This is a genomic window from Chromobacterium sp. ASV23 (genome assembly GCF_016428945.1).
Lineage (GTDB): Bacteria > Pseudomonadota > Gammaproteobacteria > Burkholderiales > Chromobacteriaceae > Chromobacterium > Chromobacterium sinusclupearum.
In genome coordinates this window covers 54,967-77,692 of the sequence record NZ_JAELTR010000008.1, presented here as the reverse complement: position 1 = coordinate 77,692, position 22,726 = coordinate 54,967, and the positions used below count along the sequence as shown (strand labels likewise).

22 protein-coding genes are annotated in these 22,726 nt (G+C 59.8%); all 22 read left to right on the top strand.

The features are described 5' to 3' along the window. The first annotated feature begins 36 nt into the window (after positions 1 to 36). Positions 37 to 852 (top strand): hypothetical protein, encoded by an 816-nt coding sequence (locus JHD59_RS05905; RefSeq protein ID WP_199153542.1) that lies wholly within the window; start codon positions 37 to 39, stop codon positions 850 to 852. A 68-nt stretch (positions 853 to 920) separates the two neighbouring features. Continuing rightward, positions 921 to 1,250, top strand: coding sequence for a hypothetical protein (locus tag JHD59_RS05900; RefSeq protein WP_199153541.1), 330 nt, complete (start codon positions 921 to 923; stop codon positions 1,248 to 1,250). 101 nt (positions 1,251 to 1,351) lie between these two features. Continuing rightward, positions 1,352 to 1,564 carry a hypothetical protein gene (locus JHD59_RS05895; protein ID WP_199153540.1) on the top strand — a complete coding sequence of 71 codons (213 nt, stop codon included), beginning with the start codon at positions 1,352 to 1,354 and terminating at the stop codon, positions 1,562 to 1,564. Between the two features lie 8 nt (positions 1,565 to 1,572). Continuing rightward, a complete protein-coding gene (locus tag JHD59_RS05890; protein ID WP_199153539.1) occupies positions 1,573 to 5,601 on the top strand; it encodes a tape measure protein in 4,029 nt (1,342 codons plus the stop codon). Beyond that, positions 5,598 to 5,960: a hypothetical protein gene (locus JHD59_RS05885; RefSeq protein WP_199153538.1), complete on the top strand. Its 363-nt coding sequence runs from the start codon at positions 5,598 to 5,600 to the stop codon at positions 5,958 to 5,960. Before JHD59_RS05890 ends, JHD59_RS05885 begins: the two co-directional genes overlap by 4 nt. Before the next feature lie 45 nt (positions 5,961 to 6,005). Next, the gene (locus tag JHD59_RS05880) at positions 6,006 to 6,635 is read left to right on the top strand and encodes a DUF1833 family protein (RefSeq protein ID WP_199153537.1); all 630 of its coding nucleotides are present in this window, start codon (positions 6,006 to 6,008) and stop codon (positions 6,633 to 6,635) included. Between the two features lie 2 nt (positions 6,636 to 6,637). Then, positions 6,638 to 7,021: an NlpC/P60 family protein gene (locus tag JHD59_RS05875; protein WP_199153536.1), complete on the top strand. Its 384-nt coding sequence runs from the start codon at positions 6,638 to 6,640 to the stop codon at positions 7,019 to 7,021. Then, positions 6,987 to 11,573 carry a host specificity factor TipJ family phage tail protein gene (locus JHD59_RS05870; RefSeq protein ID WP_199153535.1) on the top strand — a complete coding sequence of 1,529 codons (4,587 nt, stop codon included), beginning with the start codon at positions 6,987 to 6,989 and terminating at the stop codon, positions 11,571 to 11,573. The genes JHD59_RS05875 and JHD59_RS05870 overlap by 35 nt, the downstream gene beginning before the upstream one ends. Positions 11,574 to 11,655: 82 nt before the next feature. After that, a complete protein-coding gene (locus JHD59_RS05865; RefSeq protein ID WP_199153534.1) occupies positions 11,656 to 12,102 on the top strand; it encodes a hypothetical protein in 447 nt (148 codons plus the stop codon). A gap of 9 nt (positions 12,103 to 12,111) precedes the next feature. Next, positions 12,112 to 13,650, top strand: coding sequence for a hypothetical protein (locus JHD59_RS05860; protein ID WP_199153533.1), 1,539 nt, complete (start codon positions 12,112 to 12,114; stop codon positions 13,648 to 13,650). Positions 13,651 to 13,667: 17 nt separating this feature from the next. Beyond that, a complete protein-coding gene (locus JHD59_RS05855) occupies positions 13,668 to 15,077 on the top strand; it encodes a tail fiber domain-containing protein (protein WP_199153532.1) in 1,410 nt (469 codons plus the stop codon). After that, a complete protein-coding gene (locus JHD59_RS05850) occupies positions 15,078 to 16,544 on the top strand; it encodes a tail fiber domain-containing protein (protein ID WP_199153531.1) in 1,467 nt (488 codons plus the stop codon). It abuts the gene before it with no gap. A gap of 58 nt (positions 16,545 to 16,602) precedes the next feature. After that, a complete protein-coding gene (locus JHD59_RS05845; RefSeq protein WP_199153530.1) occupies positions 16,603 to 16,863 on the top strand; it encodes a hypothetical protein in 261 nt (86 codons plus the stop codon). A gap of 184 nt (positions 16,864 to 17,047) precedes the next feature. Then, entirely contained in the window at positions 17,048 to 17,872 is an 825-nt protein-coding gene (locus JHD59_RS05840) for a hypothetical protein (RefSeq protein ID WP_199153529.1), read from the top strand. Continuing rightward, a complete protein-coding gene (locus JHD59_RS05835) occupies positions 17,869 to 18,540 on the top strand; it encodes a 7-cyano-7-deazaguanine synthase (RefSeq protein WP_199153528.1) in 672 nt (223 codons plus the stop codon). The genes JHD59_RS05840 and JHD59_RS05835 overlap by 4 nt, the downstream gene beginning before the upstream one ends. Next, positions 18,527 to 19,282 carry a hypothetical protein gene (locus tag JHD59_RS05830; protein ID WP_199153527.1) on the top strand — a complete coding sequence of 252 codons (756 nt, stop codon included), beginning with the start codon at positions 18,527 to 18,529 and terminating at the stop codon, positions 19,280 to 19,282. Before JHD59_RS05835 ends, JHD59_RS05830 begins: the two co-directional genes overlap by 14 nt. Continuing rightward, the gene (locus JHD59_RS05825; protein WP_199153526.1) at positions 19,279 to 20,493 is read left to right on the top strand and encodes a hypothetical protein; all 1,215 of its coding nucleotides are present in this window, start codon (positions 19,279 to 19,281) and stop codon (positions 20,491 to 20,493) included. Before JHD59_RS05830 ends, JHD59_RS05825 begins: the two co-directional genes overlap by 4 nt. A 189-nt stretch (positions 20,494 to 20,682) precedes the next feature. Further along, positions 20,683 to 21,015: a hypothetical protein gene (locus JHD59_RS05820; protein ID WP_199153525.1), complete on the top strand. Its 333-nt coding sequence runs from the start codon at positions 20,683 to 20,685 to the stop codon at positions 21,013 to 21,015. Beyond that, positions 21,015 to 21,479, top strand: coding sequence for a D-Ala-D-Ala carboxypeptidase family metallohydrolase (locus tag JHD59_RS05815; protein ID WP_199153524.1), 465 nt, complete (start codon positions 21,015 to 21,017; stop codon positions 21,477 to 21,479). Before JHD59_RS05820 ends, JHD59_RS05815 begins: the two co-directional genes overlap by 1 nt. A 7-nt stretch (positions 21,480 to 21,486) precedes the next feature. Further along, on the top strand, positions 21,487 to 21,747 hold the full coding sequence (locus JHD59_RS05810; protein WP_199153523.1) for a hypothetical protein: 261 nt from the start codon (positions 21,487 to 21,489) through the stop codon (positions 21,745 to 21,747). Positions 21,748 to 21,750: 3 nt separating this feature from the next. Next, positions 21,751 to 22,077 carry a hypothetical protein gene (locus JHD59_RS05805; protein ID WP_199153522.1) on the top strand — a complete coding sequence of 109 codons (327 nt, stop codon included), beginning with the start codon at positions 21,751 to 21,753 and terminating at the stop codon, positions 22,075 to 22,077. Beyond that, on the top strand, positions 22,077 to 22,724 hold the full coding sequence (locus tag JHD59_RS05800) for a hypothetical protein (RefSeq protein WP_199153521.1): 648 nt from the start codon (positions 22,077 to 22,079) through the stop codon (positions 22,722 to 22,724). The genes JHD59_RS05805 and JHD59_RS05800 overlap by 1 nt, the downstream gene beginning before the upstream one ends. The last annotated feature ends 2 nt before the right edge of the window (positions 22,725 to 22,726 follow it).

Genomic DNA, 22,726 nt, shown 5'->3' with positions numbered 1-22,726 from the left:
CAGTCATTACTGACTAATCCTTGCAAGGAGAATGCATTGCCTGATACCAAAAACGTGAAGATCGGCGTTTGCCAGGTTATCTATGACGGCGTTGACCTTGGCTATACCAAGGGCGGCGTTGAAGTGTCCGTCACCACCGAGACCCACAAGGTCCAAGTTGACCAGTTCGGCAAATCGACCATCAACGAGCTGGTGATGGGCCGCGAGGTGAAAGCGAAATGCCCGCTGGCGGAGACCACCATCGACAACCTCGTTCGCATCATGCCGGGCGCCACAAAGGTCGGCACGCCTGGTAAGCCTCAAACCACCACAGTCGCCATCACTGACGGCAAGGTGGTGGGCCGCATTGTGATCAACGGTCGCGTTTACGAGCAGCAGCCCGACGCCACCCCGACCGCCGGCGAAATGTGCCTGGGCCTGGTTGCCCAGATCAATGCCGATGCCACGGCGGCCGTCACCGCCTCGACAACCGCCGACGATAAGGCGGCGACCGCTTCCGTTGTGCTGACTGGAAAAGCGAACGTGCCTTTTGAAGTATCTGCTTCGAGTGGCACCGTTACCAAGACCCAGACCAGCGCCCCGGACGACTTCCGTGTCGATGTGACCTCCGGTATCGGTCTGGACCTGCTGACTACCGCGCGCGAGCTACGACTGCACCCTGTTGGCAAGGCAAAGTCCGACACCTCCGAGGACTTCGTCATCCCGCTGGCAGCCACCGGCGGCGCGTTGCAGTTCGCCTATAAGCTGGAAGAAGAGCGGATCTATCAAGTCGAATTCTCCGGCTACCCGCACCCGTCTACCGGCCGTCTGTTTTACATCGGCAATGCCGGCGCCATCGGCAACGCCTCTTAACCTATAAAAACAGTCATTGATGACTTAAGCAAGGGCGGCGACCACGCCGCCCTGCAAGGACCGAAACCATGACCAAGATTTTGAACCTGGACGCCTTCGCAAAAATCGACCGTAAAGTCTCCCTGTTTGGCCGCGAGTATGACGTGGCCGCGCAAACCGTCGGCGCATACGTGGAGGCCCAGAGCATCAGCCAGAAGCTGGCCGAGGCCTCCGACAGCGAGCAGGTCGAAATGCACCTTCGCTTGCTGGAAACCCGCATTGTGGGCATCGAGCGCGCCACGCTTGAGCGTTTGACCTTCCCGCAAATCAGCGCCCTGACTCAGTTCGTGAACGGCATTGACGATCCCGTCCTGCCGGACGACGCAGAACTCGAAAAAAAAGACCAGGGCGTGAGCTGATTACCGAACTCGACTTCGGCTATGCCGTTTGTCGAGTCATGACGTTTTATTCGATGCCCTACACGGAGGTCATGCGCCTCCCCGTGAGGGCATTTTGGTTTATGTCCGGCCAAATCTCACGCATCTCCGCCGAGCGGGATATGCGGTCACTGCAGATAGCCATCGCCGCCCAAAGTGGCGAGGCCGCCCAGAAGCTCATCGAGACGCTTGAGAAGGAATATGGCGAGCCGCCGGTCAAGTTTGATCAGGCGCAGCTGGCACTCAATGAGCAGCCCGATCAGGAAGGTCTGGCATTCCTGAAGACCATCGCATGAGGAAGTGAATGGCATCCCCTAAGACCATCCGTGTCAACCTGACCCTTAACGACGAAGGCTTCACCACCAAGGTCACAGAGGCCAACGGAAAAATCACCGAGCTGAACAAGACCTTCAAGGGTGCGGCCAAGGCTGCCGAAAGCATGGAGTCGAATCTCAAGCAGATTCGTGACGCCAGCAAGGCTGCCAACTCCGCACTCAGCAGCGCGTCAAAGACGTTCCTGGGGGTTAAGTCGTCGATGTCTGCTCTGGGCGAAACCGCCCGCGGCATGCGCAAAGACTTGAACAGCATCGCCACCAACACCGACGCGGTGGTGGGCAAGTTCCGCGGTCTTAGCGGCTCGGCGTCCGGCTTGTCGAAAGCCTTCAAGAGCGTTGCGGCCCAAACCGTCAGTGCGGCGAATAATTTCGCCCGGATGGATGCGGCCACCATCCGGGCCGTCCAGCGCGTTCGTGAGGTTGGCCAGGCCGCAAGACTGACCGCCGGCGACCTGCGCGCCATGCAAGCGAGCGTGACGAACCTCAGCAACAACACTTCGCGGATTGATGCCAGCGTGGCGCGCGCGAACAAGGCGATCGCCGAATTCGCCAGTCAGTTGAAGCAGCTCAATAGAGCGACCTCGCAAGCCTCTATTGGCCAGGCATCCATGCAGCAGATGGTCATCAAAACCGGCGGGGGCTTTCACAGCTGGGTGACGAGCATTGGCTTGGCCAAGCACGCGCTGCTGAACCTCTACGATGTCTTCCTGCGCGCGCCGGTTGGGATCATCCAAACGAACGCCGAGCTTGAGCGCATGCAGAAGCTCTTCGAGGGCATGTCCACCGCGAAAACGCTCGATGCTCGCCGGAAGGAGGGCGAGAACACCAAGCGGTCGATCATGAATATGTCGCTTGAAATGCCGTTCGACGTGAAGACCCTCACCGACGCAGCGGTCAAGCTGAAGTCCGCAGGCATCGACCCCCTGAACGGATCGCTCAAGACGCTGGCGGACTCGGTAGCCTATTTCGGCGGCACGTCTGAACAGTTTAAGCGCGCGGCAGTGGCGATCCAGCAGATGGCCGGTAAGGGTGTGGTCTCTATGGAAGAGCTGCGCCAGCAGCTAGGGGAAGCCGTCCCAACTGCTATGCGAATGATGGCGGCCGGCATGGGCATGACCATGTCTGAGCTGAGCAACGCGGTGTCTAAGGGCACTGTCGAGGCGAAGACTGCCATCGCCAAAATGTTTGCCCAAATGCAGTTTGAAATGGGTGGCTCAGCCAAGAATATGATGGCGACCTGGAGCGGCATGTGGGAGGGCTTCAAGTCCCGCGTCGTGCTTTTTCAGGAGGAGATCGGCAAGAGCGGCTTCTTCAAGAGCGTTCAGGCGCAGCTGGCGGCCACGCTTGAGGCGTTTGATAACGGGAAGGTGAGAGGCATCGCGCAAAACATCGGCGACAGCCTCACGTCCATATTCCGCTTCATGCAAACCAACGTCGCCAATCTGTCACCGCTTCTGGCTGACCTGTCGAACGTCCTTCACCTGGCCGGCGCGGCTGCGAGCGTGGCTGGCGAGGGGCTGAGCTTATTGACGGCGGGCGTCGGCGGACTCAGCCAATACGTCCCGATCCTGTCGGCCGCTCTGTCATTGATGGTCGGTCGAATGGTGGCGTCCAAGGCCGCGGCAATCGGCCAGTCGTCAGCGTTTGGCGCACTGCGGGCGTCGATTGCCCAGGTGACTGCCAGCTACCACTCATACATGGGTGCCATGAACGCAGCCAACATAGCAGGCAACGCTACCAGCGGCCTGCAAATGGCGCTGCAGCGGGCGTTCGCCAGCACGGGCGCCGCTGTGACGGCGGTCGGCGTGGCAATCCGCGGTCTAGGCGCCGTTTTCACGGCTCTGGGTGGCTGGATCGGCCTGATCACTGCCGCGCTGACTCTGGGTATCTCCAAGTGGATGAGCTGGGGCCAGGCTGCTGAGGACGCTGCACGGCGCGCCGCGCAGGCCAAGCGTGGGTATGCAGATGCATGGCAGAGCAAGGATGAAGAAACGACCGCAAAGGGCAACCTGCAGGATGAGAAAGCCAATGTCGCGCGAACCACGCAGAACATCGCTCGACTGAAGCAAGAGCTTGCCGCCGAGAAGAGCCTTGAGCGCCAGAACATGCTGCGGGCACAACTCGCACAGCAGCAATCTGAGCAGGTCCGCTCGCTGAAGGCGGTCAAGGATCTAACCGACCAGATTCGACTTGCCGACCACGCAACCAAGACCCTGGAGGAAAACCAAGCACGCGCGGCATACGATCAGGAGATCAAGCGCATCCGCGACAAGCATCGCCTGGACGCCGACCTGGCGCGAAAGAATCTGGTTGAGGGGGACGCCTACAAAAAGATGTCGGCCGAAGCCCGCATGAAGGCAAATGCTGAGATTGCGCGCAAGCAAACCGAGGCTGAGATCCGCGACATTGAGGCATACGGCAAAACCCTCGGCTCCGGCAACCGTGTAGCTCAGCTGGCCGTGAATGACGCGGTGAAAGGCATCAGAGACGAGGCTACGCCGGCGATCAAAGCTCTTGAGGTGCCGAACGTCTTCACCGCCCCAAAAAAAGGAAAGAAAAAGCCCAAGCCTGGCATCCAGGACGACAAAGACTCGATGGTCTCCTTCATCGAGGGGGCCAAGGGTGACGCGAAGGCGGCCAGGGTTCAGCTTGAGAATCTGCTGAACGACGTAAAGGGGGTCGCCAGCCTGCGCGGCAAAGTGTCCGCCGAGCTGGAGCGCGACTTCCTTGAGGGGAAATACGACAAGGCGATCAACATCCGCGCCGGCCGCAAGGACAACGTCGCGTTGTCTGTTGAAGAGCGAGCCGCGGCCTTCAAAAAGTATGGCGCCGAGCTGGTGGATGCCAAGGTCAAGGCAGAGCAGGCCTCCCAGACCCTCAAGCTCTTCGAGAACGTCAACGATAAGCTGGCAGATGCCGAGCGTGACGCAAAAGAGGCACTGAGCGAGCTGAACGGCGCGTCGAAGGAGACTGGCGCCATCGAGAAAATGCGCTCGACGTTCATGGAGTCCGCGCGCGCAATTGGCATGACGGGCGAAAACCTCGACAAGCTGAAGACCCAACTGGAGAGCGTGGCCGCCGCGATGGCGCGGGCGGACCTGGCGCGAATCACCAAGGATCTGCGAAAGAAGAACGAGGAAACCGAGACCGACCGAATCCCGGACGCAGCAGCGCGCGCAAAGGCCAAGTATGACCGAGACGTAAAGCGAATCAATGACGAGGTAGGCGACCGCGTTGCAGAACTGCAAAGAGACGCGGCCAACGACCCGCAAAGCGCCACGCTCATCGCCGACGCCAAGGCTCAGGCCGAGCGCGCAATCGCCCTTCGGACCCAAGAGTATGCAACCGAAGCGGGGGGCGCCCTGGCCAAGCTGGCGCAAGACTGGCAAGACTACAGCGGCAATATGAGCCAAGCGACAGCCAGCTTCGCCTCCGGCGCGGCCGAGGGGCTGGCTGAACTCGCAGTGTCCGGCAAGGCCAACTTCGCAGACCTCGCTCAGTCACTCGTCAAGGACATCATCAGGATCAACCTGCAGCTGATGATCTCCAAGATGCTGATGTCGGCAATGGGTTGGGCGGCGCCGGGCGCTGGAGCCGGCGCGGGCGCAGCTGCGGCACCCGTCGCCAGCGCGCTGGGCAATGTGTTCAACGGCGGGCGGGTGCAAGCGTTTGCAAAGGGTGGGGCGTTCACCAACAGCATCGCCCAAGCCCCAACGCTCGCCCCAATGGCTTTGTTTGGCGAGGCCGGCCCCGAAGCAATCATGCCCCTGTCCAGAGACGGCAATGGCCGACTTGGCGTAACGGTGCATGGTGGCATGCCCGTCGAACAACAGCGGCCGTCGGTGGTGGTCAACGTGATCAACCAATCTGGAAATGAAGTAAATGCGGAGCACGGCCAGCCGCGGTTCGACGGCGAGAAGCTGATTCTCGACGTGGTGCTGAAGGGCATGACTCGCGCCGGCTCGTTCCGCGACTCGATGAGGAGCGCAATGGCATGATCTACGAATTCCCGAAACTTGCGGCCGGGCCAGACTCGCGGCAATACAGCGAAAAGATTGAAGACCCATCTATCAGAACGCAAATGGAGGGCGGCTACACCGTCACCAGGCCACGTTTTACGCGCCGGCCCCGTCGCAAATTTGCGGTCGCCTACACCTTCATCAACGCAGACGATAAAAAGCTGCTTGAGGGGTTCTGGAACACCGTCAGGGGCGGATCTGGAATGTTCTGGTGGTCGCTGCCATACAGCGACGAAAAGGCTGTATGTCGCTTCGGCGAAGGGGAGATCGACTTCCAGTATGTCGGCGCCGGCGGGAACCACCGTTGGGACGTCAAAATGGCGATCGAGGAGGTGTAGCGGCTCGCACTATTCAGTCATTACTGACTGTTATATCATCGAGCCATGAAAGAAATCTCGATTGCATCGGCCATTGAGAAGAGCAAGGTAGCGTCGGAAGCGGCCTACCTGCTCTTCGTCGAAATATTCGTGCCGGACAAGGCCACCGGCGAAATCATCGAAACGATCCGCATCGTCAACAACACAGACGATCTCACCTTCAATGGCGCGCGTTACTCAGCGCTGCAGTTCGACCTGGACGTGAAGCAGGAGGCGGGCGGCCTTCCTGCCATCACCCTATCCATCCGCGACCCCAAGGGCGTGATTCGCGCGTATATGGAGCAATACCAGGGCGGCGTGGATTTCACCGTGGCCATTCATGCGGCGTTCAGCAGCGCCCTGGACGCGCCGCCGGACACCTCCGAGTTCTTCATGGTGACGAGCGCGTCGGCGCCCTCATACGGCGCGGTCTTCGTCCTTGGTGCCGAAAATCCGCTCAGCCAGCCATTTCCGCGACGGCGCATGCGCCGAGATTACTGCGCTTGGCGCTATAAGGGTGCGGAATGCAAGTATCAGGGCGGCATGCCGACTTGCGATTACACCCTGAAAGGGCCGAATGGCTGCGCGGCCCACGGCAACACCATCAACTTTGGCGGCGCGCCAGGCATCAACAACTCCGGTATTCGATACAACTGACCATGATCCAGCACATAGACCTTCTCGGCACTCCATACCTGGAGAACGGCCGGGTGGGCGATGCCGGCATCGACTGCTATGGGCTGCTCATCGAAATGATGCGCAGGGCCGGCACCCCTATCCCAGACATCTACAACCCCGAAGGCGGGCAAACAGCTTGTGCGCGCGTGTTCGCCCAGAACCTCGACGCCTGGCACCCATGCGAACCAAAGGCTGGGTGCGCAGTGCTGATCCGCATCGGCAGGCACAACTCGCACTGCGGCTTTCTTCTTGACCCCTTCACCATGATCCACACATGGGAGGGTGCCGGCGGCGTGGTGGTGGAAAAACTGAATGCTTGGAGACAGAGAATTGTCGGATTCTACGAATTTGCAGGAACTCAGTAAGGACAGCATCAACCTGGTGCGGGTGCTGAACCCATTCCGCCCCAGCGAACACATCGTTGAGCGGCGGGAATGGCTGGAGCCGGCGCCGCTCTCGTCAATTATCCCGGCCATCGAGTGTGAGCACGTCTACTCGGTAAACGGCGGGGTGGTCGCGCCCGAAAACTACGGAGCGGTGATCGTGCATCCGGGCGACGTCGTTGTGTCCTGCCCCGTTCTTCGTGGCGGTGGCGGCGGTGGTAAATCCATTCTGAGAACTGTGGCGATGGTTGCCGTCGCCGTCGCCGCGGTTTACACCGGCCAGGTTTGGTTGGCCGGGGGTGGGTCGATGTTCGGCGCGGCAGTGGCGTCCAGCGTTGTCGCCATTGGCGGCTCTATGCTGGTCAACGCCATTCTCCCGCCTCCAGGTATGCCAAGTCTGGGTAGGCCTGATGGCCCAGACAGCCGGTCGGATTCGACCTATGGCGCAGACGGTGCGAAAAACGTCAGCGTGGAGGGTGCCATCGTGCCCGTCATCTATGGCGCCCATCGCACCGGGGGCAACTTGATCTCGTCCAGAACCGCAATGGACGGAGAGACGCAGTATCTCTACCTGCTTTTCGCCATGTCTGAAGGCGACGTCGCCGGCATTGACGACATCAAGCTGAACGACACCGAGCTGAGCCGCTTCAATAACGTCTGGGTTCAGACCAGGAACGGCTTCAATAACGAGCAGCCAATTGACTGGTTCAACGACAACGAACTGCTGGTCCAGAAGGGCCTGAAGCTGTCGAACGGCTTCTGGGCCTACCACACGACGGAAGGCGAAATCGACGCCTTCAAACTGAATATCGTGATGCCGGAGGGCATCTGGCGCATCGACAAGTCGAACGGCAACCGCTTGTCCCATTCTGTTGCGATGGAGGCTGAGTATCGGAAGGTTGGCACGTCCAACTGGTGCCGACTAGCCGGCAATGCATCGGCGGTCGTCAGCAAGCGCTCGGTCGTTCCGCACGAAGTTATCGAGGTGAGATACGAAGAGCGCAACAACTACTACAACAATCGAGGCGGCGGCTCGTATACCTCCACCACCATTTACAAAGTATTCAAGTCGTTTCGCTATGCCGATAACGGACAGATTGTCACGAACCCCGACGACCTGCGACAAATCCGGGCTATCGCATACGAGCTGGCCAAGCCCAAGCGTGGTCAGCTGCCAGGCTTCTGGGGGCTGGTTGCGTCAACCGGCGCGAGCATGCTGTATGACGGCAAGCCAATTCCAGGCTCAAAGCTCGGCCCTGGCGATTACCTATTTGCGGTCAGCGCCCCCGTCCAGGCTCCAAATTGGTTCAGCATGGGCGCGGTGGACATTGATGTTTACGACAGCGCCTTCAAGATTGAAGACTCGAAGCGGTCGCCCATAAGAAAGCAGTGGTCCAGCCCGCCTCTCGCCAAAGGGCGCTACGAGATTCGCATTCGCCGCACCGACGCGGATTCGGATAGCGATGTTGTTGGCGACACCATCATGCTGAACGAAGTGGCGGAGGTGATTGCCGACGACGTTGCGCACATCAACACCGCACTGCTCGCATTGAAGATCAAGATGGACGAGCAGATCAGCGGTCTCCCGCAAGTAAGCGCGGTTGTCGCCGGCAAGGTCGTGATGATCTACGACTACCGTTCTGGCCAGTGGCTGCGCCAATGGTCCAACAACCCCGCGTGGATCTTGCTGGACATGCTGACCAACCGCCGTTACGGCGCCTGCATGGGTTTGGACCGCGTAAACCTTGACTCATTCTCCGAGTGGGCAGAGCACTGCACATCCGAAAACCTGACTTTCGACGGCGTGATCAACGGCGGGATGAACCTGTGGGATGCCGCAAAGATGGTTCTGCGCTGCGGCCACGCCCAGCTAGTTCGGTCAGGCACTCGCTACACGATTGCCATCGAGCGCAAGCAAGACCCCATCATGGTCTTCAACGTAGGAAACATCATCAAGGACTCGTTCAGCGAAGAGTGGCTGCCGGTAAACGACCGGGCGAATGAGATCGAGCTGACCTACTACGACCGGGAGGACAACTACAAGCCGCGGACCATTCGCCTGATCGACGAGGCTGCAGCGCTGAAGGGGGAGCCTCAACGCACCTCGTCCCTGACCATGCCAGGCATCGTGACCCGAGAGCGTGCAATGCGCGAGGCGCGTTTGATGCTGAACATGAACAGGTTCTTGCGCCAGACCGTTACCTTCAGGGCCAGCATTGACGCCATCGCTTGCACCGTTGGCGACGTCGTCCTAGTTCAGCACGACCAGCCAGAATGGGGCGATGGCGGCCGGATGAAGCCCGGCTCGACACGGTCTGCCGTTAAGCTCGACCGGCCCGTCACCCTAGAAAGTGGCGCCGACTACAAGCTGCTGACGGTCATGCCGGCGGTCAAGATGGGCGAGGGGGTTGTCCTCAGCAAGACATCTACGAACGTCGTCATCCGCGGCAGTATGCCGGCCGGCGCAAACCGTCTCGTGGTGGCCGGCGGCGCCGACCTGCAGATCCGCTCAACTTACCGAGTTGACGGCGCAAGCTACGGCGTGGTGGTGGACTCGACTGACCGGGTCGGCGTCGGGGCGGCGGTTGTGCTCTGGTGCTCCGACATGATTGTTGAACGGCGCGTCTCTACGCGCGGGACCGATGTGGCCGACATCATGCTGAGCGAGCCGCTTCCGGCAGATCCCGATCCGTTCCTGACCTGGACGATTGGCAAGTATGGCCGACGCTACAAGCCATTCCGCATCACAGCCATCAGCGGCTCCGGCATGGAAGAGCGGACAATCTCGGCAATCGAATATAACGAGACGGTCTACACCAACAACCCCTCCGAGCAGGGTGGGTTCTCTTCGTTACCGACGGGCATCGAACAATCGGTTATCACTTCGGTATCTGAGGCTTTGGTGCGCGTAGGCTCCGGCCTGCAAGTGAATGTGACCGTCGAATTCGAGAACCGCGCGACCAACTATGCACGCAGCCATGTCCAGGTGTCGGTGGACGGCGGCCCATTCCAGACGGTGGGGGAGGGTCTGGACCGTGTGACCTTCCAGGCGATTCAGGGGCAGCGGCTGCGCATCCGCGCCATTGCAATGTCGATGCTGGGCGTCAACGCGCCGGCGGACAAGGCCAAGCTGACCGAGTATCTGGTTCGTGGCAAGGATTTCCCGCCGGCCAACGTGCGCGGATTCGAGATCAAGCGCCGGCCCTACGACCTGCTGATGACGTGGGAGCCAAACGACGACCTTGATCTGGGCGGCTATGAAGTTCGAGAGGGCAACTCGTGGGACGCCGGCCGCATCATCGTTTCCGAATATCAGGGCACGATGCACGTTACCGACAAGAGCGAGGCGGGGATTTACTACTACCACGTCCGGGCCTACGACACCTCGGGCAACTGGTCCGTCGCCCCGACCACGTTCAAACTGGTCCTCGACGCCCCGAGCGCTGTGCGTGAGTTCGATGCGGTTCAAAACGCCGACATGATCACGATGAGCTGGCGGCCGAACCCGGAAATCGACATTGTCGGTTATGAGATCCGTGAGGGCGAGGAGTGGGGCCGCTCTACGCTGGTGGCAACCGGCATCACGAACAACCGCTACTCGCTGCAGTCTGCCGGCAATGCCAAGCGTCGTTTCTTGATCAAGGCAATCGTCAGTCCCGGCGTCTATAGCGACTCCGCCACTTTCGTTGATCTGGACACCGACGATGGCCAATTCAGAAACCTGATTCTGACCATCGACGAGCATGCAAACGGCTATGGCGGCCGTATGACCAACCTGGAGTTCGACCCCTCCACCAAAGGCCTGCGCCTAATCGACGACGCCCGTTACGGCGAATACATCTTCGGCATTGGCCTAGTCCAGCCGATTCGCGCGCGCAACGTCGCCAGCTACACGCTGGGCGCCCGCCAGCAGGATGACGCAACATGGGGCAGCGTCAATTGGACATGGCTGTCGCCGGAGTCCGGCCGCCCTTGGGAGAAGGACGGCAACTTCGAGAGCGTCTCTTCGGACATCCAGATTGCTACCCGCCTGGACAAGCCGAAGATGGACGGTGGCGTCATCGACCGTTGGACATTTGACGGCACCACAACCAGCGTCTCGGGGAAAGCCCCATACAAGCAGGCCTCGATCGGCTTCGCCAAGGGCAAATTTACCAACGGCGTCAAGTTGACCCCGTTCAGTAGCCTGCAGCTGAGCCAGGCGCTGCCTGCGGTCTTCTCGGTCAAGTTTTGGTTCAAGCCGGAAGGCTCGACCGACCTGCAGTATGTATGGCGCGCAGAGGGGCAGGGGATCAGGCTGGAACTGGTGCATCGTGTTGCTGACAAGACCTTCGTGCTGCGCGATGGCCACCCCGAGAACGACATCACCGTTCAGCTGGATTACAGCACGCTGACCTACCTGCTAATCGGGGTTGTCCAGGGCGAAGAGTGGCGCCGTCTGATGGTTGGCTCGCCGGAAAGGGGAGGGACGATGGCGGCCGGCAAGGTGAGGGCCGCACCACAGGGGCAATTCACAAGAACACAGATGGGCTAAGGCAGCCCCGAAAGGGGCTTTGCTGAATTGGTCTTTTTGTTGCAAAATATCAGTCATTACTGACTATTTCACAGAGGCACAAATGAGCATCGACAAGCTGAAGCTGCATGGAGCGATGGAGTTGGTATTGCTGCGCAAGGATGGCAGCGTCGAAACCCGTCGCAAGGATAATCTGATCGTTGACGTCGGCTTTGACCTCGTCTGCGACGCTCTCGGCAATGCGAAAGGTCGCCCCGGCGTGCTTTCCCACATCGCGGTCGGCACCGGCACTGACCCGGTTGCGTCCAACCAGAAAGCCCTCTCGACCGAGCTGGCACGCCTGGCGGCCACCTACGCACATAGCGCTGGCACGAAGGTCTTTACCATGACAAGCACCTTCAACGCGGGCACCGCAACCGGCGCCATCACCGAAGCGGGCGTGTTCAATGCCGCGTCGAACGGCATCATGTTCGACCGTGTTCTGTTCAACGTGATCAACAAGGGGTCGGACGACACCCTGACCGTCACGTTCACCTTCACCCTGTCCTAATGGTGAAGCATGGCTGAGTCGGTAAGTCAGAAGGCGATCGCCGCATATACCTGGGAGTCGGCAGGCAACGTCTCCTGGGACGACGCGATAGTCGGAGACAGAACTTGGGCAACCTCGCTGCGCCTGTCCTACTCCGCGCAGTCCGACGAGGCCATGCAGCTTTCCGATGCGCCAGCGAACCAAATCGTCGCGGCGAAGTTTGACGCGCTGGGCATTGCTGAAACACGTCAGTCAAAGCTCGGCAAACGAATTACCGACGGCATCGCATTTGCCGAGGCCTTTCTCCGGTCGGTGGGCTTCTTTGCGCGGCCTAATGAGTCGCTGGGCGTCGCGGACGGCTACGCAAACACTCTGTCGAAGCCATTCTTCGAGGGCCTGGGCGTCAGCGAGTTATCGGCCAGACGCCCGCGGCTGATGCAGTCGGACTCAATTTCGATCTCAGACGATGCGAAGACGTGGGCCAAATTCCAGCTGCGCTTTGATGAGGCTGTAAGCCTGGTTGAGCAGTCGTCCCGCGTTCACACCAAGCGTCTGGTCGAATCCATCAGCGCCTCGGACGGCTACACGGACAAGGTGACATTCCGGCGCAGCTTCGATGAAGCCATCAATATTGCCGAGTCCTACCAGGACATCATCAACTTCCTGCTCTCGCTCGTGGAGGGGCTTTCCATTGCGGACGGTGCCTCGATGAAGGGCGGGAAGAAGCTGAAGGATGCATTCTCCGTCCGTGATAACGCGCCCCAGTTCGGTGTTGGCCTCAACCCATCCGAGTCACTGCAGGTTGCAGAGTGGTTCTACCGCAAGGCCACGTTCTACGCCGCAATAGCAGAGGCGGTTTCAGTCGCTGACAGCAGCGCTTCGCGGGTAAAGCTGGCCAAGGCCGATGGGTTCTCTATTGTCGGCGGCAACCTCAAAAAGAACGCCAGGGCGGCGATTTTTGAAAATGTAGCAGTCCTTGAGGTGGTGGGCAGAACGGCCGAGTTCATTCGCGCGTATGACGAGGGCTTCGGTATCGCAGAGGCCAGCAAGCGAGCGATCAAGGTATCGCAGGCCGAGGCACTCAAGGTTGCCGACGAGTTGATCAAAGGCGCGACCGGCATCTTTGATGAGCTTGCCATGATGGCGGCCGAAATGAGCGAGGAGGATTTCTCCACCCTGATCACCCAAGACTCGCCCTCGTATTACACGCGCTTCCGCAAGATGCTGCCGGGCGACTACGAATACAAGGACGCCCTGATGCGCGTCGTTCTCCAGTCGGGGACGAGCGACAGAGCCACGCTCTCCAACCTGAACGTCACCATCGATGTGCCTGACGTGATCGACCGCGGCCGGGTGAGCATCGATGCATCGCCTGTCCTGGTCTCGTTCAACCGCAAATTTATCGTGCCGCCAGAGGTCAGCCTGACCATTCACAGCGGCGCCGCCGGCGAGGTGCTGATCCCACGCATTGTTGGCGCAATCGGCACCACCGGATTCACCTTGCAGATCCTGAAAGATGACGGAAAGCCGGCCTCCGGCATGGTCACTTGGACTGCACACGGCTATTGATTTTCAAGGGCTACAAAATGCAAAAGTTCACCCCACTTCAGCCAAGTGACAAGATCGCTGATTCGCGCGCCGTAATTAACGACGCACTCAGCACGCTCGCTTCCAACTTCTCCGGCAACACCTTCCCCACCTCCAATTTGACCGAGGGCATGCTTTGCTACCGGGCGGACCAGAAGAAACTCTACTTCCTCGATGATTTGGCGAGCCAATCATGGAAGGTCGCTTTTGATTTCAGGGAGCTGGCAGGCGACACGCCGGCCTACCGCGGCTTTACCAACCTGAACGCCGACAACAAGCCACGCGACTGGCCGCTAGGGATGTCGTTTGGCTCGTGCTACAGCAACGGCTACCCGATCTACCTCGGCGTGGTGATAACGATCAAGGAGGCGAGGTCATCCGTCGTTCAAATTCTGATCGGCTGGCCAGGCTCTGACAAAGGCGAATCGCGCTTCATGATCCGAGCGGCGCGCGACGTGGGGGTAAACGAGTTTGGGCCTTGGCTGGAGCCGTGGAGCCGCCTGACCTTCGACCCCAACAGCAAGGTAGACAAGGCCTCGGATAAGCGCCCTGGAGTCACCAGACTGTATCGCCGCGACGATGACAGCTCTTACAACCTCCAGACCGATTGGGACAAGAAGTATTGGGTATTGAGCGGCTACAACGGCGATACCTTTCACGCCGGCGTTCGTGTAGCGACGGCAGACTCATTGGCTGGCAGGGCGCTGGTAGACGTCAACTCCTCGATCTACAAAGACAGAGTCCCGTTTATTGGCGGTGACGGCGTGATGGAAATCGGCTCGTCCCTTGATTTCCACGAAGGCGACGGCGACGGAAAAGACTTTGCCGCGCGCCTTTACTCCGATGGTGGCCGCCTATTCACGAAAAACCAGCTCATTCTTGGCGGCGGCTTCGGCGGGAGCAAAGATGGCCCCTCCCACCTCGAAGTCCGAGCCTTGGATGGCCAGGGCGGGGATGGAAACCTTGCCTCAATTGCGCTTCATGTTCCTGGACTTTACGCCACGAGGATCTCCCTACGCGGAGACGGCTACATGGGGTTCGGCGGCTGGTCTGCGGATCTCTGGCGCTGGCACGTCCACTTGCCCACCGGGAATATGTATGCCGCCGGCGACATCACCGCCTTCTCCGACAAACGTCTCAAGAAGGACTTTGAGCCGATCACCAACGCCCTGGACAAATGCGATCAGATCGCAGGCTGGACTTACACCCGTAAAGACACTGGCCGGCGCCAGGCCGGCGTAATTGCGCAAGACCTTCAAAAAGTGCAGCCCGAGCTTGTCTCCGAAGCACAGGACGGCACGCTGTCCGTCGCTTACGGGAATATGTGCGCCCTTTTGCTGGAGGCCATCAAAGAGCTGCGCCAGGAAGTGAATGAGATCAAAGCCCAACTCAAGGAGTGTGCCGCCTAAATGCAAAAATACAAACCACTTCAACCGTCTGACAAAATCGCGGACTCGCGCGCCATAATCAATGACAACCTTGATTCGGTGGCGAGCAATTTCGCCGGCACGTCTTTCCCAACGGCAAATCTGCAAGAGGGTGTAATGTGCCTACGCACCGACAAAAACACCCTTTATCAATACATCGGAGGCTCATGGCAGGTTCTTCTGACCGCAAACCGGGGCGGATCAGCCAGAGCATCTGCCGACTTCCACAATTCGGTCGCGGCATCTGACACGCGCGATGTGAATTCGCCGCCGAGCTTCTACAAAGACTGCGGCGTCTACTACGAATTCAAGGCGTCGTCGGTTATAGGCATCACAACGGCGGAAAGATATTGTTTTGTCCTCAGCGCCTCTCAATGGCGCGACAAAACTGGCGGCCCGGTTCACCAGATTGCATATGTAGGCAGCGATACCTATAAGCGAATCGGCAGCAAGGATAATGACACCTGGGGAAATTGGCAGAAATACATCACCAGTGATGATAAGCCGATGACCTTTAACCAGATGGGCGCTGGCTCAGGGATTGATGCGGACAAGATCCAGGGCGTATCAGGCCAGCAGGTTTTTATGCGCCGCGGCACCATAACCGAAAAGGACTATGACTCCAGACTAGACTCTGGTATTTGGCGCGTTAATCACGATGGTCAATCGCAATTGCTGGCGCAGTTTAATTCCGAGGGCAGTGCCGCTTCTCTTCAATTGATCGCGCACTACTCCGATAGACTTTGGTTTCGGGTTGGCAGGGATGACCCAGCCACCTTTGATGGCGTCAAATGGAGCGGCAACGAAATCTGGCACACCGGCAACCTAAGTCCGGTGGCTCTCAACGGCGACCAAACGATCACGGGTGAAAAGACCTTTAACTCCCGGATCAACAGCAACCCACCGCCTGGGCCTTGGACGAGCTGGAATGGAGACCGCTGGCCAGCGCTTCAAGTCAGCTGTCCAGACAACCCATCCGCCTACATGGTCTGGCGCGCAACCAAGTGGGGCGAGCGGCATTTGGCATGTATGGATGTTCATGCAGGCGGCGGCCCAAGCTCGCAGGTTCATGTCTCGTTGAGTGTGAACGGCGGCAGCAACAACCATCTTTGGCGCGACAACGACTATATCGCACAGGGAAACATCACCGCGTTCTCTGACCGCCGTTTGAAGAAGAACATCAAGCCGATCAAGGGAGCGCTGGGGAGGGTTCGCCAGCTTCTAGGCGTAGTCTTCGACAGGAAGGACACCGGCGAGCGCCAGACCGGCCTGATTGCCCAGGACGTCCAGAAAGTCATGCCAGAGGCAGTCATCGAGGTAGGTGATAAAAAGACCCTCTCTGTGGCATACGGCAACCTTGTAGGCCTGCTGGTAGAGGCCATCAAGGAGCTGGAGGACAGGGTGGTTAAACTCGAAGCTACTGCCCAGAGCGAATCCACAACCCCATAGTTATCATACATTCATCGCGGTTGACGCGGTCTTTTAAATCAGTCATAGGTGACTTATCATGAAAAAAGCGATTATCCTTTCTCTTCTGGCAATCTCCGGCAGCTGCTTCGCCCAAGGCGGTGGCGGTGGTGGCGGTTACGGCGGCATCCCATCGCTGACCGCGCCGTTCATGCATGTCGATGAGTGCCTGGACAAGAACGCCCGGATCATCTGGGGCACCGCCGAAAAGAAGAAGGCGGGCAAATGCGAGGTGGTGGGCGTTGACGTGATCGACGCGAAGAACGCCGAGCTGGTTCAAGACCAGGCCCAGAAGAAGTAAGCAGTCGGCAGGCGCTTCGGCGCCTGCCTTTGATCAGCAAGAGGATTGAATGGGTCTACTAGGTATCAATGGGGGCCGCGCGCCCCTTCCTTCCGGCGGCGGCGCCTCTTTCCCGCCGTCTGGCGAAATCTCCCTACGCATGGTCAATGAGCGAACAGGCAGGGCGTGGAATTCCGCGATCAGCATGTCCGACCCTCTGGTGAAGTCCTTGGCGGGAGGGCCGCCCACCTCACTGTCCGGCCTTCGAGGCAAGGGGTATTCATTCGACGCATATATTGGCGGCGGCCAAGGGCACGTCCTCAACCCCGACACCCTTTGGGGCTACATTCCCGAAAGCCTCCGCCAAGATCGCGGCGGCATGTCGGCATATGACTTCATACGAACTCGCTTTCAGTTCATTCATGTCTTCATTACCGGCGACTGCACGGCCCCCAACGTCGATACCGGCGCGATCAATATCAACGACATTCCGGTCCCGATTTACGTGACGATCAACCCCGGCGTTACCGTGATTGGCAAAGGTGGCAATGGCGGTGGCGGTGGTAATGCGTGGAGGTGGGGCCACAACCCAGGTGGCGGGGGCAGTAATGGCGGACCAGGCATCATCACAAACAATTGCCCCTCGCTGATCCTGGATGTCGCCGGCAACCTTCACGGCGGGGGCGGGGGCGGGGGCGGCGGCGGTGGAGGCTACGCCAGACCGAACACTAAGGGCGCGGAACCGAAGGACGGCGGCGCAGGGGGCGGCGGCGCAGGATGGGGCGGTCCAAACGGTGGCTTCGTCAGTGGTGGCGGAGGTGCCGGCGGTGCCACTGGTTACGGCGGGGGCGGCGGCGGGGGCGGCGCAGGCGGAGGCCCTAACCTCCCTGGAGCCGCCGGTGCGGGCGGCTCCGCCGGCGCAGGCGGCGGTGCCGGTGGCCAACCGGGGCCAAGAGTCCGCGGACGCAACAGCAATGTCACCGTCTACACGGCGAACGGCTTCCCGAACGGCTGGATGGATGTGCCATGAAAAGCATCGCACTCGTCAGCGGTTTCGACAGCCGCGTTTTGTTCGAGATCCTCCGGCAAGAGGAGTCTGGCATCGAAGCCGCCTACTTCAAGTTGGGCATGCCCAACCAAGAGCAGGAGATGGCCTCGCTGCCGGCCGGCACGCACGTCTTTGACGCACCTTGGGACCACCCATACCAAGGCGGCGTGCCGGACCTTACCGGCCGCGACCTGCTTATGTGCGCCCGCGTCGTCATCGCGCTGGCGCCCGACCGCATTTACCTTGGCCAGCTGCCCGAAGAGGTGGGGAACTTCCGCGACAACAATCATGTGGCGACCAGCCTCTACAGCGCTGTGCTGAGCCAGATTGCCGGCAAGCCAGTCACGGTCTCCTACCCACTGGTCGAACGCGGCCTCACTAAGTTTGCGCTTGCCAAGGAGGGCGCGCGCCTGGGTCTGGACTTACCCAGCCTCAACAGCTGTTTCGCCGGTGGATGCGGCCAGTGCTACAAGTGCGCAATCCGCCGCGCCATCGACATCACGCTCGGCGCCCAATGTAGCTATGAGGAACTGGAGGCTCTGCTGCGCATGGGTGGGGCGATTGAGCGCGGATTGCTCGAACACTTCGGCAAGCCGAATACCGCAGAACTTCTGCAGGAAAAATTCAGGGAAAAGCATGATCGTAATTGAGAAGAAATTCGACGGATACAACAGCGTCAGAGCTGATTGGCTGTCGCCATTTGTCTGCGTGACGGTGCAGGCTGGCTGCGCTGTCGGCTGCAGCTTCTGCCCGGCCGGGCAAGTCGCGGCCCGCACGCTGACCAAGGAGCAGATCCTTGAACAGATCCACGCCCACCTGGACGGGACCGAAAAGTCGTTGATGGTAGGGATGCGATCTGGCGACTTCGCAATTGCCCCAACCGCTATGGTTGACGCAATGAACGAGATCAACAAAACCGTGCCGACGCACGCCTTCTACCTGACAGCTCTACCCAAGCTGCCCGCAGCGACATACGCGCGAGCAGTTGACGAAGCCCTGCGTAGCGAAGGCGGTTATTCGCTGCGTGTTTCGCTAGGCACCATGAACGCAGATGGCGGCCGAACATACGGGAAAATGGATCTGGCGCCGTTTTCGGACGCCCTCAAATTCATGAAGATGGCGACCGAGAAGACTGGCCGGCAAACTGAAGTCGGCTTGATCGTTTCCGCAGACCAGCCGCCAGCCTACGACCTACTGAAACAGTTGCCTGAAGGCACCTACATCGCCATCGACCCACTGCGCGACCACCACGATCAAGGCATTGTTGATGCCAAGCCGGCATTTGCCGCGGCCGATCGGCTTCGAGACATGGGCTTTGTTGTCGATGTCTACCATTGGGGCATGGAGCCGGCCGACGAGCGCCGCATGTATCTGCTGGAGTATGTGAAATGACCCCGCTGAACGTCTTGCTGTCCGGCGACGGCTACAAATACGGGGCACACGCCCTGATCCGACAAGGCATCGATAGCGCTCAGTTTTACTTCGGCGTGCGCCAGGCCCAGACGCCGGTAGTGGCGATTGGCATGAACATGGTCGCCGATGCCCTGCGTGATCCGATCACCCACGCCGACATCGACCGCGCACTTGAGCTTGTCGAGTTCGATGAGCGCCCGTGGCGGGCCATCGCTGACCTTGGTCACTACCCCGTTCGTGTTCACTCCATCCCAGAGGGCGCCATCGTCGATCCCGCGCGGCCCATTCTGACGCTCGACATTACGGAAAACCGCTTTCTCTGGCTCGCGCCCCTGCTGGAGGCCATCGTCTACCAAGCCGTGTGGTATCCCAGCACCGTGGCGACAAAGCTCTTGGACATGCGCGCGCGGCTGGCCGCCGGCGGCTGGAGCTTTCTCGTCCCCCAATACAACCGCGGTTCTTCCAGCCAGGAACAAGCGGCAAAATCTGCACTGGCCTACAACTTGGTATTTGGCGCCAGCGAGCATCAGGCCGCGCTGCTGGGGCATGCATACCCAGGCATGCCCCGCTTCAGGATAGGGGGCCACGTTTGTGAGCACATGATCACGCTGCTCAATGATGAAGACAAATGCGCCGGCCTCGGTTCGGCGGTGATGTGCGACACGAACGACCCAGACCCTGAGCCGTTCATTCGTCGCAACATTCGCCAGCTGGTCAAATCGCGCTCCCCCATTTTGATCGACGGAGGCGATGTTGAGGCCGAAATGCTGCGGGCCGCCAACTTGGTTTACGAGCTGGCCGGCGGAGAACTGATAGACGGCAAGATCATGCTCCCCATCCCTATCGTTCAGCTCGACAACATGCCTTATGACCGCTGGCGGCAAATGGTTGCCAACCTGGCCGGTTCACGCTTTCACCCCGGCTGTTTCGTCTTTGCGGATGAAAAATACACCGCCCACGAGATCACTCGGGACACCTATGGCTTCGCCTTCAAGGTGTGCGCGAAAGAAGAGGGCGGCCAAACGGTGGCCCTTGCCAAGCAACCCGGCAGGGCGAAGGGCACGCTGTCTGGCCGGTTCGAGCTGCCCATCACGCTATACGACTTCGGGGCGGTCAGACTCACGCCATATGGCGAGATAGAGGCGCGCGTTCGACAATCATTGACGGAATTGCCAAAGGGCGATTCTTGATGTAGATTTGTCAGTCATTACTGACTATTTTGATGGACGCCACAAGGCCGCCCCTCTGCGGAATGCAGCACAAGCCTACAAGGCAAAATGCGGATCACGTCGCGCCCCTCTCAAAATAGTCAGTAATAAATGAATGATTGCCGGCGCAAGCCGGCATTTCCACAAACAACGGCAAGGACAGTCGCAGGCATGAGCGAAGCTGCACGCGAGACGTCTCAAACGACGGACATTCAGATGATGGAGAGGCTCGCAAGAATTATCGCGCGCGAGATGATCGACGAGGTCAAGGAAAGCATTAAAGCTGAGGTGCGCGAAGAAATCCGCAAGGAGTTCAAGGCCCACTTTGGCGACATGACCCCGACGCAGCACGCGATTGATCACAGCCAGCTGACCCGCATGCTGAACAACCTCGACCGGATGTCCGGCAGCTTCTGGGGTGGTGTCCTCTCCAAGATCATCGCCGGCCTGGCCGCCCTCGCCGTTTTGGGCCTGATAGCCCTAAAGACGAAAGGAGGCGCCTGATGCGGGATTTCCCGTCCACCTTCCCGCGTTCGCGCATGGAGTTCAGCAATACCGCCAAGGCGCGCGGCATCAAGAACACCTGCCCGGACGACCTACTGCCCGGTCTAATCGACCTGGCGTGGACGCTGGACTCTATCGAGAAAGCACTCAAGGTTCGCTACGGCGAAAAGGCGAAGCTGGACATCAACTGCGCCTACCGCTGCGAACAGCTCAATGCCGCGGTTGGCGGCTCTCCCACCAGCGCGCACAAGAAGGGCCGCGCCGCTGACATCACCTGCAATGCCTGCTCTCCGTATGACCTGGCCGTCTTCATCTTCAAGATGGGCATCAACCACGACCAGATCATCCAGGAGTTCGGCCGTTGGGTGCATGTAGGCATGGCCGAACACCCGCGCAAGCAGGCGCTGACAGCCCGCAAGATCAACGGCAAAACCGTTTATCTGCAAGGCCTGATGCCGGTGTGAGGCGCCAGTGATCGACACCTTCCTTCACCTGCTGCGGGGCCTGCGCGAAATCGATGCCGCCGAGGCCTTCAACAAGGTGGCTCGCCCATACGTCACGGTAATGGTTGTGACGGTTTTCAATGCCGTATGCGTCTGGGGAGTCGTTCAGGGCCGTATGACCATGAACGATTTCGTCCAGACCATCGGCCCAACCAACGGCCTGATCGTCGGCTTCTGGTTTGGAGAGCGCCGCTCGCGTCCAGACCAGCCGCAAGGCAACAAGGAGTAATTCATGGATCTGACCCAACTGCTGATCACCGTCGCCATCGCTCTGCTGGCGATCCTGGTATGTCGTGCAATCGTCCACCGCGGCCTGCGCGCATTTGGCGAAAAGTATGCCGAGACCTTCATCAGCCAGCAGGGCGAAATCATTGAGCTGCATGAGCGCATCGAGGAGCTTGAGGAGCTGCTCAAGCTGTATCGGCGCTCTGAAAAGCTGCACAACACCAACGCCCTGCGCGACGTTCTGTCTGGCGCCATTGATGCCATCGACGCCGCCCGCCGTAATGCGGCAGCGCCCGATGACCAGCCCGAAGAGCGCCAGCCGGAGGCTGCCTGATGGAAGCCAAGCTCGGCATTGCCGTAGTTGCCTCGATGATCGCGGGGGTGGCCGTTATCGTTTGCTTAGTTTTGAGCCTACGTGACAGCCGAAGCGATCTTCGACAGACAAAAAGCGCTCTTGAAGCACGCCAGGCAGATGTAGCCCGTCTTGACCGCGAGCTGCAGGAGACCCGGCTTATGGCAGTGAACTCGCAAAGGGCCTCGCAAGCGATTCTCGCCAGAGTCGAGAGTCGCGCTTCGGCCGCCGTCAAGAGCACCAAGGAGATCCAAAGTCGTGTTCCTCCAACCAACCCTGCTGGCGACTGCCGGCTTGATTCTGACACTGTCCGCATGCTCGACGCCCAGCGCACCGGCTTCGGTCTTGATTCCTCCGCAGGAGGCGATGAAGAGGGCGCGGCCGCTGCCGCCGTTATCGGGCTACGGGAAGTTGTCTCAGCCGACAGCGACGCCGTTCGCGCCTACAACGACCTCGCAGACCGTCACAACGCCCTAGTTGACTTTGTGGAGCGTGCGCAGTGCGTTTCGTCCGCCGTCAATGAGTCGTCCCGCGACTGGTCAAGCTGTGATCATGCTTCGACCAGCCACAGCTACTCAGACGACAGCTCCTCGTCCTCCAGCAGCGACTACAGCTCGTCATCTGACTGACC